Origin of the sequence: Streptomyces sp. NPDC059832 (assembly GCF_042731715.1) — a bacterium.
Taxonomy (GTDB): Bacteria; Actinomycetota; Actinomycetes; order Streptomycetales; family Streptomycetaceae; genus Streptomyces.
Window position 1 is genome coordinate 93,677 of sequence record NZ_JBHWIY010000013.1, and the last position, 13,479, is coordinate 107,155.

The following is a 13,479-nucleotide window of genomic DNA, read 5'->3' on the forward strand; positions in this document are numbered from 1 at the left end:
CCGATCCGTTCGGCGAGCGATTTCCGTGCTGCGCGCGCTGTCCGTGGCGTTTCGGCCGCGTCACGGTGCCGTGGGCCGGCACGACTCCGTCGCTCAGTAGGCGGAGTTGACGTTGTCGATGGATCCGTAGCGGTCGGCGGCGTAGTTGGCGGCCGCGGTGATGTTGGCGACGGGGTTGGTGAGGTCGTGGGGGGTGCCCTTGACGTGGTAGGCGTTGAAGGTGGGCTGGATGACCTGGAGGAGGCCCTTGGAGGGGGTGCCCTTCTGGGCGTTGATGTCCCAGCCGTTCTGGGCGTTGGGGTTGCCGCCGGACTCGCGCATGATGTTGCGGTGCAGTCCTTCGTAGCTGCCGGGTATGCCCTTGGCCTTCATGATGGCCAGGGATTCCTTGATCCAGCCGTCGAGGTTGTTGGCGTAGCCCTTGCCGGTCTTCTGGGTGTCCTGGACGTCGCCGGCGGGGGCGGTTTTGACGACGGGGGCGCTCTGCTTCGTCTCGGCCGCCTGTGCGGAGGTCGAGGTCAGGGTGAGGGCTGCGGCGGCTGCGCCGGTGGTGGCGAGGGCGGCGACGGACAGGGTGCGGATGCGGGCGATGCGGCCGGTGCGGGTCTGCGTGGTCATGCGGAAGTGACTCTCCTGTGGGTGTGGTGTCGCCGTCCGGTGCCGGAGGCGGGGGTGCGGGGCGGGGCCCTGCGTGGTGCGGGAGGGGCGAGCGGTCCGGCGGTGTCCGTGCGGTCCGGTCGCGGTTCCCCGCAACGACAGCCATGGTTAGCGGCGGCCGGGGTGGGGGTCAATGATGTGACGTACTACCCCAATACGGAGTAATGTCCGAAATGAACCGCTCTATGCCGATTCCGTGCTGTTCGGGCGGCCCCGTTCCTACTACTCTCCCTAGGATGTGACCTGACCCCTATGGGTGGCATCACATCCACAGGGCCGTTCCGGGGCCATTTCGAGGCCATCGGCAGGGCGGCCCGCGCACGGCTTTCTGTGCACCGGGACCTGTGTACGGGGCACCGACGGGCTCCTCTTGCCGGTGCTAGCGCACCCGCGCTAGCGTGTTGCTGTGCCCAAGACTCAGCTGAACGTGAGAGTGGACGAAACCACCGCCGAGGCCGCGCGGCAGCGCGCGCTACAGAGGGGGATGAGCGTGAACCGTTACATAGAGGAACTCGTGAGGCAGGATGCGGGCGAGGTCGGACACACCTTCGTCGAGGCCGCGGCCGACTTCATGAAGCAGTACGAGTCGGTGTTCGCCGAGGAGTTCGGCCCGGAGCGCAAAGGCACGCGTTGAACCTCCAGATCGACCTTTCCTGGCTGCTCATGGTGGCCGAGCACAAGACCCCCGGTGATCCGCAGGTCGTCGACTGGGGTGCGCTCGTGGCCGCGGTGGCCCGTCATGAGGCCGAGATCTTCGGCAGCCCCGTCTATAGCGACCCGCACTCCCGGGCCGCTGCCCTCCTGCAATTGCTGCTCCACGTCCCCGCGCTCGAACACTCCAACGCGATGTTCTCCTCGGCCGTCGCGTACGGATACCTCGTGGCCTCCGGACTCAAGGTCATCACCTCGCCCGAGCAGGTACGCGACCTGGCCCGACTGGTGAAGGAGGGCAAGGCGGACGTCCGGGCCATCGCCGACGAACTCCGTCAGTGGAGTCTGTGACAGCCCCGGCACACGACGACGGGCCGGGGTGCGTCAGTCCACCGCGGCCGGGCGCCGGGCCGTACCCAGCACACAGGCCGACGTGGGCAGCCGGACTCCCCACTCGGGCATCCTGACCCTGCGGTAGGTCTCCACCACGAATCCGGCCCTCTCGATGGCGGCCAGGGTGTCGCGCGCCGTGTGACACCCGCCCGTCACCAGCGGCCAGACCGTACGGTCCAGCGCCCGCTGCGCTGCCGCCATGGCCCGGTCGTCGGCCCGCACGTGCTCGAAGAAGCGCAGCTCACCGCCGGGCCGCAGCACCCGCACGATCTCCGCGAGCGAACGCTCCACATTCCGTACGGTGCACAGCACCAGCGAGGCGACGGCCCCGTCGAACGCCTCGCTCTTCACCGGCAGCGCCTCCGCCGTGCCCGGCACCACATCCACCGGGAGTGCCGCACGCAGCGCCGACCGCACCGCCAACTGCCGCAGGCTGCGCTCGGGTTCGATGGCCACCACCTCCGACACCGTGGGCGGGTAGTGCGCGAAGTTCAGGCCGTTGCCCGCACCTATCTCGATGATCCGGCCGGACAGGCCGGCCAACAGTTCCGAGCGCACCGCGGCCAGGCCCGCCCTGGTCTCCGCGGCCACGCTCATCCGGGCGTAGAACCGGGCGAAGACGGGGTGGTGCACCGCGTCCTCCGGGATTCTCGTGCTGCGCGGACGCATGACGGACCTCCTCGACCGGGCGCTCGGACAGAAAGTACGGCTACTTAGATTCTCCCCCGTCCCGCACCGCTCAGCCGCTCAGTCGCGGGCCGATTCCCGCCCAGTTCCGCGGCGAGCCAACTCCTGGCCCGCACACGGAAGTCGGCGGGATCCAGGGACCCCGCACCGGCCGGCACAGCACCCAGCAGCGGGGCGCCCGCCACCACGGGGAGGTCCGCCAGATTGCAGCGCGCCGCGAGGTCCGGCTCGGCAGGCATGCTGCCCACCACCACGCCGAGGCACTCCAGCCCCCGGGACCGCAGCGCCTCCGAGGTCAGCGCGGTGGTGTTGAGCGTGCCCAGACCGGCGGGCGTCACGACCAGCACCGGGGCGGCCAGCAGCCGGGCGGCGTCGGCGAGGGTCGAGCCCTCGTCGTCGAACCGTACGAGCAGACCGCCCGCACCCTCGATCAGCACCAGATCGTGTTCGGTCGCCAGCTTCTGCGCCGCATCGGCGATCTCGTACGGCCGCACCGGCGGGAGGCCTGCCCGCCGGGCGGCGGTGGCCGGCGCCAACGGTTCGGGGAACCGGGCCAGTTCGACCGCGGTGACATGGCCACCCGCCAGCCGGGCGACCTCGGCGGCATCACCCGGCTCGCCGGGGGCCAGCCCCGTCTGCGCCGGCTTGAGCACCGCGACACGGCGGTCCGGGCACGCCGCCGCCACGGCCGCCGTCACGACCGTCTTGCCGATCTCCGTGCCCGTTCCCGTCACTACCAGAACCGTCATCTCATCCCTCTCGCGCAGCCGCGCACACGGCACGGCAGATCCGCGCCACGTCCTCGTCACCCGTCACGTACGGCGGCATCGTGTAGACGAGGTCGCGGAACGGCCGCAGCCACACCCCTTCCCGTACCGCGGCCCGGGTCGCGGCCGCCATGTCCACCTCGTGATCGAGCTGTACGACGCCGATCGCACCCAGCACCCGTACATCCTGCACCCCGGGCAGCTCCGCCGCCGGGGCGAGACCCTCCCGCAGCCCCGTACCGATCCGCCTCACCTCCCGCTCCCAGTCCTGGCCGAGCAGCAGATCGATCGAGGCGCTCGCCACCGCGGCGGCGAGCGGATTGCCCATGAACGTCGGTCCGTGCGCGAGCACCGGCACCTCGCCGCGCGAGATGCCCTCCGCCACCCGGGAGGTGCACAGCGTCGCCGCCATCGTCAGATAGCCGCCGGTCAGCGCCTTGCCCACGCACATGACATCGGGCGAGATCCCCGAGTGCTCAGCGGCGAACAGCTTCCCGGTACGGCCGAAACCCGTAGCGATCTCGTCGAACACCAGCAGCACGTCGTGCTCGTCGCACGCCTCGCGCAGCACCCGCAGATACGCGGGGGAGTGGAACCGCATCCCGCCCGCGCCCTGCACCACCGGCTCCACGATCACCGCGGCCAGCCGGTCGGCGTGCTCCGCGATCAGTTCCCGCAGGTGCCGGACGTACGCGGCATCCGGTTCCGCGTCGAAACCGGCCGGGGGCTCGGCGGCGAAGACCTGGCGGGGCAGGACGCCCGACCACAGCTCGTGCATGCCGCCCTCGGGGTCGCACACCGACATCGGCTGCCAGGTGTCCCCGTGATAGCCGCCGCGCCAGGTCAGCAGCTGCTGCTTGGCGGGCCGCCCGGCCGAGCGCCAGTACTGCAGGCACATCTTGACCGCGACCTCGACGGAGACCGACCCCGAGTCGGAGAGGAAGACGTGCCGCAGCGGTTCCGGGGTGATCTCGACCAGCCGGGTGGCCAGCCGCACGGCGGGCTCATGGGTGAGCCCGCCGAACATCACATGGCTCATCCGGCCCAGCTGGCCACGGGCCGCCTCGTTGAGCACCGGATGGTTGTAGCCGTGCACCGCCGACCACCAGGACGACATGCCGTCGACCAACTCCAGCTGCCCGTGGGCCGGTTCCGCCAGTCTCAGCCGCACCCCGGACGCGGACTCCACGACCAGCGGCTCCTGGCGCCCCGGCATCGGGCCGTACGGATGCCAGACGTGGGCCCGGTCCAGGGACCGCAGCTCGGCCGGGGAGAGGGACTCAGGCATTGGGGGCGAGATCCGTTCCCGCGCCGCGACGGCGGACCGCGACCAGATCCGTACGGGCGGCCGGCGCTTCCTGGGACTCGGCCTCGGCCTCTGCGGGCGCTTCACCGCAGGGGGCGCATCCGCCGTCGTGCGAACCGCATCCGCCGCCCGGCTGTGCCCGGTGCGTGGGCAGCGTCGTCGTTCCCGCGCCCTCCACCTCGAAACCGGCGTCCGCGATCATGTCCAGATCCGCCTGGCCCGCCTGACCCTCACTGGTGAGGTAGTCGCCGAGGAAGATCGAGTTGACCAGGTGCAGGGCCAGCGGCTGCATCGAGCGCAGATGCACCTCGCGTCCGCCCGCGAGCCGTACCTCCACATCCGGGCAGACGAAGCGGACCATCGCCAGAATGCGCAGACAGCGCTGCGGGGTGAGGTTCCACTCCTTGGCCAGCGGAGTTCCCTCGAACGGGATCAGGAAGTTCACCGGAACCGAGTCCGGGTCCAGTTCGCGCAGCGAGAAGACGACATCGACCAGGTCGGCGTCGCTCTCACCCATTCCGGCGATCAGCCCGGAGCACGCCGAGAGCCCGGCGGCCTGCGCCTGGTGCACGGTCTCCACCCGGTCCGCGTAGGTGTGGGTGGTGGTGATGTCCCCGTACGTCCCCTCGGACGTGTTGAGGTTGTGGTTGTACGCGTCGGCGCCCGCAGAGCGCAGCCGGTCGGCCTGACCGTCGGAGAGCAGACCGAGGCAGGCGCACACCTCGACGCCCTCGTTCTGTTCCTTGATCGCCTCGATGGTCTCCGACACCCGGTCGACATCGCGGTCCGTCGGACCACGACCGCTCGCCACCAGACACACCCGCTTGGCCCCGCCCGCCACTCCGGCGGCGGCGGCCTTCGACGCCTCGTCCGGTTTCAGCCAGGTGTACTTGAGGATCTCGGCCTTCGAGCCGAGCCGCTGCGAGCAGTACGAGCAGTCCTCGGGGCAGAGGCCGGACTTGAGATTGACCAGGTAGTTCAGTTTCACGCGTCGCCCGAACCACTGACGGCGCACCTTTCCGGCCGCGGCCACCACTTCGAGCAGATCGTCGTCCGAGGTCGCCAGTACGGCGAGGGCTTCTTCGCGGGTCGGCAGCTCGCGCCGCAGCCCCTTGTCCACCAGCGTGTTCAGGAGGTCCATGGCGAAGATCCTGGCCTACCGCACGGCTCCCAGCCAAGGAGGAACCGGACAACAGAGACTGCCAAGAGTGTGTGTATTGCCACACCATGACCTGCTGCGCCCGCGGTTAGGGTCTGTGAGCTGCCTACAAAAGGGACCGCTCATGTCCTTCGACCCGTTCGACTGGATCGACGAGGAGGCGCGCCGCCGCGCCGACGCCGGACTCGTCCGTACTCTGCGCCCCCGGCCCGCCGCGTCCGGACTTCTGGACCTCGCGAGCAACGACTACCTGGGACTGACCCGGCACCCCGACGTCACCGCCGCCGCGGCCGAGGCCGCGCGCAGGTGGGGTGCGGGCGCGACCGGATCGCGACTTGTCACCGGCTCCACCGCGCTGCATGCCGAACTCGAAGGCGAACTGGCCGAATTCTGTGGCTTCGAGGCGGCCCTGGTGCTGTCGTCCGGCTACGCGGCCAACCTCGCGGCCGTCACGGCGCTCACCGGTCACGGCTCGCTGATCGTCTCCGACGCGGGCAACCACGCCTCGATCGTGGACGGCTGCCGGTTGTCCCGCGCCGGGACCGCCGTCGTTGCGCATGCCGATCCCGATGCCGTACGCAAGGCTCTGCGGTCGCACGAGGGACGGGCGCTGGCCGTCACCGACTCGGTCTTCTCGGTCGACGGCGACGCGGCACCGCTGCCCGGACTGGCCGATGTCTGCCGCACGGAGGGCGCCGCACTGCTCGTCGACGACGCGCACGGCCTGGGCGTGCTGGGGGAGGGCGGCCGGGGCGCGCTCGCCGCGGCCGGCCTCGCGGGCGGCGAGGGGATCGTCACCACGCTGACCCTCTCCAAGTCCCTGGGCAGCCAGGGCGGAGCGGTCCTCGGGCCGGCCCGGGTCATCGAGCACCTCGTCAACACGGCCCGCACGTTCATCTTCGACACCGGTCTCGCGCCGGCCGCGGCGGGCGCCGCGCTGGAGAGCCTGCGGCTGCTGCGCCGCGAGCCGGAGCGGGCCGGCCGGGCCCGCACGGTCGCCACCGCGCTGTACGAGCAGCTGACCGCGGCCGGTCTGACCGCCGTGCGGCCCGACGCGGCCGTGGTCTCGGTGCGTGCCCCCTCGGCGGACGCAGCGGTGCGCTGGGCGGCCGACTGCCGCACGGCCGGAGTCGCGGTCGGCTGCTTCCGGCCCCCGTCGGTGCCGGACGGAGTGTCCCGGCTGAGGCTGACGGCGCGAGCCGATCTGACCGAGGAACAGATCGTCACCGCGGTGTCGATCGTGCGGCGGACCGCTCCCGTCAGCTGACCGGACCCCGGTGCAGACCGGTGACGAAGGAGGTCCAGGCTGCCGCGGAGAACCGCAGCGGTGGCCTGGACACATCCTTGGAGTCCCGCACGGCCAGCCGTCCGTCACCGAACGACGCTGTCTCCACACAGTTGTTCATACCCGTGCTGCGGCTGCTGCGCCGCCACCGTAAGTCGTGCTGTGCGAGGCATTCCGACATGAGGCCCCCTCGGGCAGTCCGTGGTCACCGACCGTCGCGGTCGATCGCGGCGATGAGGTCCAACGAGTGCTCCGGCGACAGCGCGTGTGCCTGCATCGTGCGGAAGGCCGAGCTGTACGCCTCAAGGTCTTCTTTCCGCTCCAGATAGAGGCTACTCGTCAAATGGTCGAGAACGACCACATCCAGATCAGAAGTGCTCGGAAATGAAAAGATAACGAAAGGTCCGGTGAGGCCGGCATGGCCGCCCACCGAGAACGGCAGCAACTGGAGCTGCACATGGGGAAGTTGAGCCACCCGGGTCAGATGGCGCAGTTGCTCCCGCATCACCCGGCACCCGCCGACCTCGCGCCGCAGTACCGCCTCGTCGAGCACCGCGCTCAGCCGCAGCGGCGGATCGGTCCGCAGCACCCCCTGCCGGGCGAGCCGCACCTCCACCAGCGAGTCCAGCTGGCCCGCGGGCAGCCCGTCCAGCGAGGCCCGGGTCACCGCCCGCGCGTAATCGGCCGTCTGGAGAAGACCGGGTACCACCGAGGTCTCCAGCGTGCGCGCGGTCCGCGCCTGGGACTCCAGACTGATGAAGTCGCGGTACTGGGGCGGGATCAGACCGCGATAGGCGTGCCACCATCCGGTGCCGCCACCGCCCGCCGAACCCGCCAGCGTGGCCAGCAGATCCCGCAGCTGGGTGTCGTCCACGCCGTACGTGTCCAGCAGCCGGGTCACATCGGCCGGCCGCACCCCGCTCACCCCGGTCTCGATCCGGCTCACCTTCGACTGGTGCCAGCCGAGTATCCGCGCCGCGTCCCGACTGGTCAGTCCCGACGCGTGGCGCAGGCTCCGGAGCTCCTCCCCGAGCTTGCGGCGTCGAACCGCAGGGCCGTGCTGCATCCGCGGCCTCCCTCCCTCTTCTGCCGAGCGGACAGTGTGCCGCCCACATACGGTCTTGCGTGGCAGGGTTCACCGCATTGAGCGACAGATATATGCATATCTTGGTGGATCGCCGTCGCAGAGGGCAGCATCAATGGCAATCTGGCGCGAAGCACAACCCGGACCGATCGCGGGTCGGTACGGGTGGGAAAGGGACGGCTCGCCATGGCAGACCATCAGGAAGCAAACGTCACTCTGCCGAGCGAGCCGGTCTCGGTCTCGGCAGCCCGCAGGTACGTGGCCCGGGTGCTCGGCGACTGGGGCCTGGCCACCGACACCGATTTCGCCGACAGCATCCAGCTCATCGTCTCGGAGCTCGCGACCAACGCCGTCCAGCACACCTTCGGACAGTCGCCCACCTTCACCGTGGACCTCCGGCTGGAGCGGGAGGAGCACCTGCATCTGGGGGTGACGGACAGTCACCCCCGTTGGCCCAGGCGACTGCCCGCCGCCGTTCAGCAGGACAACGGGCGCGGCATGGTGATCATCCGCTGCCTGGCCAAGCAGTGCGGGGGCCGGCTCACCGTCACCCCCACCGCCGACGGCGGCAAGACGGTGTGGATCGCGCTTCCGTGGAGCGTCCCCGTGCAGAGCTGACCGACGCGTTCCGGTGGCCGGCCGCCCGCGCGGTCACCCGGCTTCCGCGCCCGGCCGCTGCGCCGACCCCGCACGCCCGAACCCACTGCGCAACAGGGCCTGGAGCGTCGCCGCCGCGGCGCTCGCCCGGTCACCGCGGTGCACCACCGAGATCGTCCGCCGGAAGGAAGCGGGATCCAGCCGCCGTACGGACAGCGGCGTCGGCGACATCGCGGCGACCATCTCCGGGACGACCGCCATCCCGATGCCCGCACTGACCAGGGCGCACACCAGTGCGTAGCCGGGCGACTCGCGGACCACGGCGGGTGCCGCCCCGGCCTCGGCCAGGGCCTGCTCGGCCCCGCGGCGCGGCGGATGGGTCGGCGCGCTGCTGATCAGCGGCCGTCCCGCCAGTTCCGTCACCGGAAGCCTTCCGCTGCCTTCGGACAGCATCTGACCGACCGCCGTGATCAGGACCAGCTCCTCGACCAGCAGCGGTTCGGCGAAGACCCCGGTGGGCCGGGCCACCGGGGCAGCCGGCTCGTACTCGTGGGTCAGCGTCAGATCGACCTCGCCCGCGGCCACCGCGGCGTCGCCCTCAGGCGGTGACCAATGCGCTCAATCCCAAGGCGCCGGTGCTCTTCCTGAGCCTGCTGCCGCAGTTCGTCCCCGACGGGCAGCCGCCGCTGCCCAGGACCCTGCTGCTCGCGACGATCGTCGTGGTGCTGGCGCTGGTCTGGTTCCCCGCCGTGGCGCTCGTCGTGGACCGGCTGGGCAGGTGGCTGCGCCGGCCGCGTACCGCGCGCACCATCGAGGGCGGCAGCGGTGCGGTGCTCACCGCGTTGGGTCTGGTGCTGGTGACCGGCCCGCTGCTGCACTGAGCGCGGGAGCGGCCGGCGGCCCGGCACCGGGTCCTGTCCGGCGGAGCAGGCCGGGGATGCGGCCCTGATCCGCCGGACAGGAGCCGCCTCAGCGGACCCGTCCGTAATAGACGCTCTTGGTCCAGATCTTCTCCAGCCGGACCACCGCGCCGGTCCTCGGCGAGTGCCAGATCTTTCCGTTTCCGGCGTAGATCCCCACGTGGTAGACGCTGCGGCCGAAATGGAAGAAGACCAGGTCGCCACGTTGCCTGTGGGAGGCCGAGACATGGCGGGTCCGGTTGTACTGCTGCTGGGCGGTGCGGGGGAGCTTCTTGCCCGCCTTCTTGAACGAATAGAGCGTCAGCCCCGAGCAGTCGAAGCGGTTGGGGCCGGTGGCCCCCCACCTGTACGGCGAGCCCTTCTTCGATGCCGCGATGTTGAGCGCCTTCATCGACAGGGTCGCCGCCTGGGCGTCCGTCGCGGCGCCCGGGGCGAACATGGTGCCGCCGACGGCGGCGAGAGTCAGAACCGAGGCCGTACCGGCCCGGACGAGCAGAGACGGGACATGAACCTGCGCAGTCATGCGCAACCCTTCGTCAGCCGCCTGTGAAGGATGACCTGTCGGGTTCGGGCTGGCGAAGTTGCCCGGCCGCGTTCGGCGGCTTCACCCCGAGGGTCGACCGGTGCTCAGGTCAACCCGTTGTGCTCGGGTCCTCCACTCCTGCCGATCCACTTCTGTCGACCAGACATCCGGACGGCGGCAGGACTCGGCGTCCGCCCGGACCGCCCCGCCGCGGTGGCGGGGGCTTGTCGTCCCAGGGATCTTGACTCAACGACTGCCGGATTTCCGAGCTGAAACAGGGATATGTGAGGCTCCTCACGACTGATCCGTTCGGGTGGGCATGGCTATCTATGAGGCTCTGCCGGTGATTCGGGCCGGTGCCGTACCAGGGGCGGAAGGGCGGATTCCGTCCACTGCCGACGCGGAGGACGCAAGTTGAGAAGTCCCCCGCGAGGGGGACTTCCTACGCCGAACGAGCGAGGAAATTCGATCGGCCCGCCGGGCGTGTCGGGTACGGGAGTTGGGTGAGGACGGCCGGACCCCGGAGCGCAGGGGGAGTTGGCCGGACCCCGCCGCCGGCGCGGACCGCGGAAGTCGATCAACTCGCCGGAGCGGGGGGTACGGTGACGCGTCCGGCCCGCCGTTCCCCGTCCAGTACGCGCAGCGCTCGGGCGAGCGTGGCGGCGTGGATCTGCGCCTCGCCGCGCTCGTGCATCAACGCGAGGGCGTCCCGCAGCGCGCCCGCGTGCGAGGCCAGCGCCTGCGCGGCACGCAGTGCGCCGTAGGTGTCGCTGCCGCGGGCCGGGTTGATCCGGCCCACCTGGTCGAGGACTTCGAGGTAGCGGTCGATGAACTCCCCCTCGGCGCGCGTCAGTGCGGGGAGCGGCGGGAACTCCGGCGGGTGCATCGGGTGTTCACCTCGCGCCGTGCGGCGGGAGTGTGGTGTTCCGGTTCGTCAGGACGTGGTCCACCAGCCCGTACGCCTGGGCGCCCGCCGCGTCGAGAATGAGGTCGCGATCGATGTCGTCGGCGATCTGCCCGGCGTCGCGGCCGGTGTGACGGGCCAACAGGGCGGTGAGCATCGTGCGGACCCGTTCCAGCTCCTGTGCCTGGATCTCCAGATCGGACGGCTGGCCCTGCACCGGTTCGGCGAGCTCGGGCTGCCGCACGACGACCCTCGCGCCGGGCAGTGCGTGCCGCCGGCCGGGAGCGCCCGCGGCGAGCAGTGCGGAGGCGCAGGAACCGGCCTGGCCGAGGCAGTAGGTCTCCACCTCGCAGGTGAGGTACTGCATCGTGTCGTAGATCGCGGACATGGCTCCGAACGAGCCGCCGGGGGAGTTGATGTAGAGCGAGACGGGCCGGTCCGGGGCGGCGTACTCCAGGTACATGAACTGCGCGATCAGATCGGAGGCCGCCGTGTCGTCGACCGGGGTGCCGAGGAAGACGATCCGTTCGGCGAGCAGCTTGGAGTACGGATCGAGGGTGCGGGTCCCTTCGGTCGTGCGCTCGGTGAACTCGGGCAGGACATGACGGGCGGTGGGACGGAACAGCATGGCGATGCCTCTCCTCCGGGGTCTGCAGGGGGGCCTGCACAACTTCCGTAAGAAATGTACAGGACGTACAGAAGGCGAGTAGCCCAGGCCAGAGGCTGTTCTTGCTGTTCGCCGAGGGCGGATATCTCACAATCTGTCACGACATCTTGATCATCAGGCTGCTTCGCCCTCACTGGAACCGGGTAGAGAAGTGAGGTGGTCCGAGGCGACGCGGAGGTCCTCAACCACCACGGCCGCCACGCCGTGCCCGCGGTCGCCGACCTGGTCGCCCAGTGGTCCGCCGCCGGCCGACCCGTGGTCTTCACCCGCTGCTTCAACCACCCGGGCAGCTCTTACGAGCGCTTCTTCCAGTGGCGTCGGCTCCAGGAGCCACCCGAGACCGACCTCGTCCCCGAACTCGTCGACAAGACCGGATACACGCTCTTCACGCCCGAAGCCACCGAACTGGTCCGCCGGGCCGGCTGGACCGATCTCGTCTTCTGCGGGATCGCCACCGAAAGCTGTGTCCTGAAGTCCGCCGCCGACGCCTTCGAGTACGGCTACGCGCCCTGGATCGTCACCGACGCCTCCGCGAGTGACGCCGGTCCGGACGTCCATGACGCCGGCCTCGTCGTCGCCCGCCGCCTGATCGGGACAGGCCAACTCGTCACCGCAGAAGACGTGGTGCGACAACTCGCTGCGTACGCCGGGGTCCCGGTGCTGGAATAGGCCCATGGCCGACACACCGTCCCGCACCGGTTCGCCCGTCCATCACGACACGGACGTGATCATCATCGGCGGCGGGCCCGCGGGCTGTGCCGCCGCCCGTACGGCCGCCGGCGTCGGCATGCGCTCGATCCTGATCGAGCCGGACAGGCTGTGCCGCAACCTCTATCGGATCCCGGCCCTGAACAACGTCCTCGGCGGCCACACCAGCGGCCCCGAGCTCGCCGACGCCATCACCTCGGAGCTCAAGGGCACAAAGCTGTGCCGCCTCGAACTCGGCCGGTACGTCACCGAACTCCGCGCCGACGAGGTCCGCGTGACCGTCACGGTCGACACCGGTGTCCGTCTCACCGCTCCGTACGCCGTCGTCGCCACCGGCGTCGGCCCTCTCCAGCCCCGCGACGTCGCCTGGATCGCCGCCCCCGACGACCTGACCCCGCCCCCGCTCTGGCAGGCCGAGGCGGACGATGCCCAGGGCCGTACTCTCCTCGTCCTCGGCGGCGACCGCCCGATCGGCACTTTCCTGCGCGCCAACCCGACCACCGACGTGCGTCTGCTCGTGGCGTACCCGGCGACCGACGAGTACAAGATCGAGGAAATCCGCGAGGACCCCCGGGTCGTACTCCTTCCCGTCGAGCACCTGACGCTGGGTCCCGCCGACGGCGCCACGGTGTCGGCGGAAGCGATGGGCCGCAACGACGAACGGCGGACGGTCACGGCGGACGCCGCCTACCTCAGCATCGGCAACGCGCCGACCGCCCCGCCCGGCGACCTGACCCGTGGCGCGGACGGGTACTGCCCGCCCGCCGACCAGCACCCCCGCGTCATCGTGGCCGGCGACCTCCGCTCCGCCCGCTTCCAGCGGATCATGACCGCCCTGGGCTCCGGCAGCGAGGCCGCGCTGCACGTCTACTACGCGGCGGGAGAACTGCCCACCAAGGGCTGAGGCACACGTCGGCGCGATGTGACGGCGCCGACGCTCAGGAGGGAGGTCTTCGTGACCAGCCAGGCCGAGGCGGCGATTGCTGCTGCCGTCATCGTTCAGGACGGGCGGGTCCTGCCCGCGCGACGACGAGTGGCGGAAGGCGCGCTCTCATGGCAGTTCCCGGCAGGGAAGATCGAACCTGAGAAGACCTCCGAGGAAGCCGCAGCGCGTGAGACCCAGGAAGAGACCGGGCTCCATGTGACGCACACTGCGCCGCGGGACTCCGCT

The 13,479-nt window shown here is 70.7% G+C and carries 16 protein-coding genes, 3 pseudogenes and 1 riboswitch; of the genes and pseudogenes, 8 read left to right on the plus strand and 11 right to left on the minus strand.

The genetic code is table 11. The annotated features are described in order from the left end of the window. Positions 1 to 93: 93 nt before the first annotated feature. Positions 94 to 618, minus strand: coding sequence for a transglycosylase SLT domain-containing protein (locus ACFV8T_RS23650; RefSeq protein WP_385330704.1), 525 nt, complete (start codon positions 616 to 618; stop codon positions 94 to 96). A gap of 445 nt (positions 619 to 1,063) precedes the next feature. On the opposite strand from ACFV8T_RS23650, the gene ACFV8T_RS23655 reads away from it, so the two are divergent. Next, positions 1,064 to 1,291, plus strand: coding sequence for an antitoxin (locus ACFV8T_RS23655; RefSeq protein ID WP_385330706.1), 228 nt, complete (start codon positions 1,064 to 1,066; stop codon positions 1,289 to 1,291). Beyond that, positions 1,288 to 1,659, plus strand: coding sequence for a fic family toxin-antitoxin system, toxin component (locus tag ACFV8T_RS23660; protein ID WP_093551070.1), 372 nt, complete (start codon positions 1,288 to 1,290; stop codon positions 1,657 to 1,659). The genes ACFV8T_RS23655 and ACFV8T_RS23660 overlap by 4 nt, the downstream gene beginning before the upstream one ends. A gap of 33 nt (positions 1,660 to 1,692) precedes the next feature. Here ACFV8T_RS23660 and ACFV8T_RS23665 read toward each other — a convergent pair whose 3' ends face one another. The 4 genes from ACFV8T_RS23665 to bioB are packed head-to-tail and all read right to left on the minus strand — an operon-like array spanning position 1,693 to position 5,602. Continuing rightward, on the minus strand, positions 1,693 to 2,370 hold the full coding sequence (locus ACFV8T_RS23665; RefSeq protein ID WP_385330709.1) for a class I SAM-dependent methyltransferase: 678 nt from the start codon (positions 2,368 to 2,370) through the stop codon (positions 1,693 to 1,695). Positions 2,371 to 2,414: 44 nt separating this feature from the next. Next, on the minus strand, positions 2,415 to 3,137 hold the full coding sequence (gene bioD / locus ACFV8T_RS23670) for a dethiobiotin synthase (RefSeq protein WP_385330712.1): 723 nt from the start codon (positions 3,135 to 3,137) through the stop codon (positions 2,415 to 2,417). A 1-nt stretch (position 3,138) separates the two neighbouring features. After that, positions 3,139 to 4,443, minus strand: a complete 1,305-nt coding sequence (locus ACFV8T_RS23675; protein ID WP_385330715.1) for an adenosylmethionine--8-amino-7-oxononanoate transaminase — start codon at positions 4,441 to 4,443, stop codon at positions 3,139 to 3,141. Next, positions 4,436 to 5,602: a biotin synthase BioB gene (bioB, locus tag ACFV8T_RS23680; RefSeq protein ID WP_385330718.1), complete on the minus strand. Its 1,167-nt coding sequence runs from the start codon at positions 5,600 to 5,602 to the stop codon at positions 4,436 to 4,438. Before bioB ends, ACFV8T_RS23675 begins: the two co-directional genes overlap by 8 nt. Before the next feature lie 142 nt (positions 5,603 to 5,744). On the opposite strand from bioB, the gene ACFV8T_RS23685 reads away from it, so the two are divergent. Then, positions 5,745 to 6,887, plus strand: a complete 1,143-nt coding sequence (locus ACFV8T_RS23685; RefSeq protein ID WP_385330721.1) for an 8-amino-7-oxononanoate synthase — start codon at positions 5,745 to 5,747, stop codon at positions 6,885 to 6,887. Here ACFV8T_RS23685 and ACFV8T_RS23690 read toward each other — a convergent pair. Next, positions 6,880 to 7,086 (minus strand): DUF397 domain-containing protein, encoded by a 207-nt coding sequence (locus ACFV8T_RS23690; RefSeq protein ID WP_385330724.1) that lies wholly within the window; start codon positions 7,084 to 7,086, stop codon positions 6,880 to 6,882. The two genes, ACFV8T_RS23685 and ACFV8T_RS23690, sit on opposite strands and share 8 nt — an antisense overlap. A 24-nt stretch (positions 7,087 to 7,110) precedes the next feature. Next, complete coding sequence (locus ACFV8T_RS23695; protein WP_385330727.1) at positions 7,111 to 7,971, minus strand: helix-turn-helix domain-containing protein; 861 nt, start codon at positions 7,969 to 7,971, stop codon at positions 7,111 to 7,113. Positions 7,972 to 8,175: 204 nt separating this feature from the next. Here ACFV8T_RS23695 and ACFV8T_RS23700 point away from each other — a divergent pair, with 204 nt between their 5' ends. Then, on the plus strand, positions 8,176 to 8,607 hold the full coding sequence (locus tag ACFV8T_RS23700; protein ID WP_266422765.1) for an ATP-binding protein: 432 nt from the start codon (positions 8,176 to 8,178) through the stop codon (positions 8,605 to 8,607). A 33-nt stretch (positions 8,608 to 8,640) separates the two neighbouring features. Here ACFV8T_RS23700 and ACFV8T_RS23705 read toward each other — a convergent pair. Further along, positions 8,641 to 9,204, minus strand: a pseudogene (locus ACFV8T_RS23705) (LysR substrate-binding domain-containing protein); the annotation flags it as partial. On the opposite strand from ACFV8T_RS23705, the pseudogene ACFV8T_RS23710 reads away from it, so the two are divergent. Next, positions 9,189 to 9,467, plus strand: a pseudogene (locus tag ACFV8T_RS23710) (LysE family translocator); the annotation flags it as partial. The pseudogenes ACFV8T_RS23705 and ACFV8T_RS23710 sit on opposite strands and share 16 nt — an antisense overlap. Before the next feature lie 88 nt (positions 9,468 to 9,555). Here ACFV8T_RS23710 and ACFV8T_RS23715 read toward each other — a convergent pair. The 3 genes from ACFV8T_RS23715 to ACFV8T_RS23725 all read right to left on the minus strand — a co-directional run bounded on the left by ACFV8T_RS23715 (position 9,556) and on the right by ACFV8T_RS23725 (position 11,558). Next, a complete protein-coding gene (locus tag ACFV8T_RS23715; RefSeq protein ID WP_385330730.1) occupies positions 9,556 to 10,029 on the minus strand; it encodes a C40 family peptidase in 474 nt (157 codons plus the stop codon). A gap of 3 nt (positions 10,030 to 10,032) precedes the next feature. Continuing rightward, positions 10,033 to 10,216, minus strand: a riboswitch (cyclic di-AMP (ydaO/yuaA leader). Positions 10,217 to 10,606: 390 nt separating this feature from the next. Then, positions 10,607 to 10,915, minus strand: a complete 309-nt coding sequence (locus ACFV8T_RS23720) for a hypothetical protein (protein ID WP_385330733.1) — start codon at positions 10,913 to 10,915, stop codon at positions 10,607 to 10,609. 7 nt (positions 10,916 to 10,922) lie between these two features. Further along, complete coding sequence (locus tag ACFV8T_RS23725; protein ID WP_385331005.1) at positions 10,923 to 11,558, minus strand: ATP-dependent Clp protease proteolytic subunit; 636 nt, start codon at positions 11,556 to 11,558, stop codon at positions 10,923 to 10,925. Between the two features lie 198 nt (positions 11,559 to 11,756). Between ACFV8T_RS23725 and ACFV8T_RS23730 the strand changes: the two genes are divergently transcribed. From ACFV8T_RS23730 to ACFV8T_RS23740, 3 genes and pseudogenes are all read left to right on the plus strand, one after another. Continuing rightward, on the plus strand, positions 11,757 to 12,269 hold the full coding sequence (locus ACFV8T_RS23730; RefSeq protein WP_385330736.1) for an isochorismatase family cysteine hydrolase: 513 nt from the start codon (positions 11,757 to 11,759) through the stop codon (positions 12,267 to 12,269). A 4-nt stretch (positions 12,270 to 12,273) separates the two neighbouring features. After that, positions 12,274 to 13,212 carry an FAD-dependent oxidoreductase gene (locus ACFV8T_RS23735; RefSeq protein WP_385330739.1) on the plus strand — a complete coding sequence of 313 codons (939 nt, stop codon included), beginning with the start codon at positions 12,274 to 12,276 and terminating at the stop codon, positions 13,210 to 13,212. A gap of 51 nt (positions 13,213 to 13,263) precedes the next feature. After that, positions 13,264 to 13,452, plus strand: a pseudogene (locus ACFV8T_RS23740) (NUDIX domain-containing protein); the annotation flags it as partial. Positions 13,453 to 13,479: the final 27 nt, after the last annotated feature.

What these genes read in the sequence shown, in the direction of transcription:
- ACFV8T_RS23650 (WP_385330704.1), bottom strand. Translation starts at nt 618, where the DNA reads ATGACCACGCAGACCCGCACCGGCCGCATCGCCCGCATCCGCACCCTG.
- ACFV8T_RS23665 (WP_385330709.1), bottom strand. Translation starts at nt 2,370, where the DNA reads ATGCGTCCGCGCAGCACGAGAATCCCGGAGGACGCGGTGCACCACCCC.
- bioD (WP_385330712.1), bottom strand. Translation starts at nt 3,137, where the DNA reads ATGACGGTTCTGGTAGTGACGGGAACGGGCACGGAGATCGGCAAGACG.
- ACFV8T_RS23675 (WP_385330715.1), bottom strand. Translation starts at nt 4,443, where the DNA reads ATGCCTGAGTCCCTCTCCCCGGCCGAGCTGCGGTCCCTGGACCGGGCC.
- bioB (WP_385330718.1), bottom strand. Translation starts at nt 5,602, where the DNA reads ATGGACCTCCTGAACACGCTGGTGGACAAGGGGCTGCGGCGCGAGCTG.
- ACFV8T_RS23685 (WP_385330721.1), top strand. Translation starts at nt 5,745, where the DNA reads ATGTCCTTCGACCCGTTCGACTGGATCGACGAGGAGGCGCGCCGCCGC.
- ACFV8T_RS23690 (WP_385330724.1), bottom strand. Translation starts at nt 7,086, where the DNA reads ATGTCGGAATGCCTCGCACAGCACGACTTACGGTGGCGGCGCAGCAGC.
- ACFV8T_RS23695 (WP_385330727.1), bottom strand. Translation starts at nt 7,971, where the DNA reads ATGCAGCACGGCCCTGCGGTTCGACGCCGCAAGCTCGGGGAGGAGCTC.
- ACFV8T_RS23700 (WP_266422765.1), top strand. Translation starts at nt 8,176, where the DNA reads ATGGCAGACCATCAGGAAGCAAACGTCACTCTGCCGAGCGAGCCGGTC.
- ACFV8T_RS23715 (WP_385330730.1), bottom strand. Translation starts at nt 10,029, where the DNA reads ATGACTGCGCAGGTTCATGTCCCGTCTCTGCTCGTCCGGGCCGGTACG.
- ACFV8T_RS23720 (WP_385330733.1), bottom strand. Translation starts at nt 10,915, where the DNA reads ATGCACCCGCCGGAGTTCCCGCCGCTCCCCGCACTGACGCGCGCCGAG.
- ACFV8T_RS23735 (WP_385330739.1), top strand. Translation starts at nt 12,274, where the DNA reads ATGGCCGACACACCGTCCCGCACCGGTTCGCCCGTCCATCACGACACG.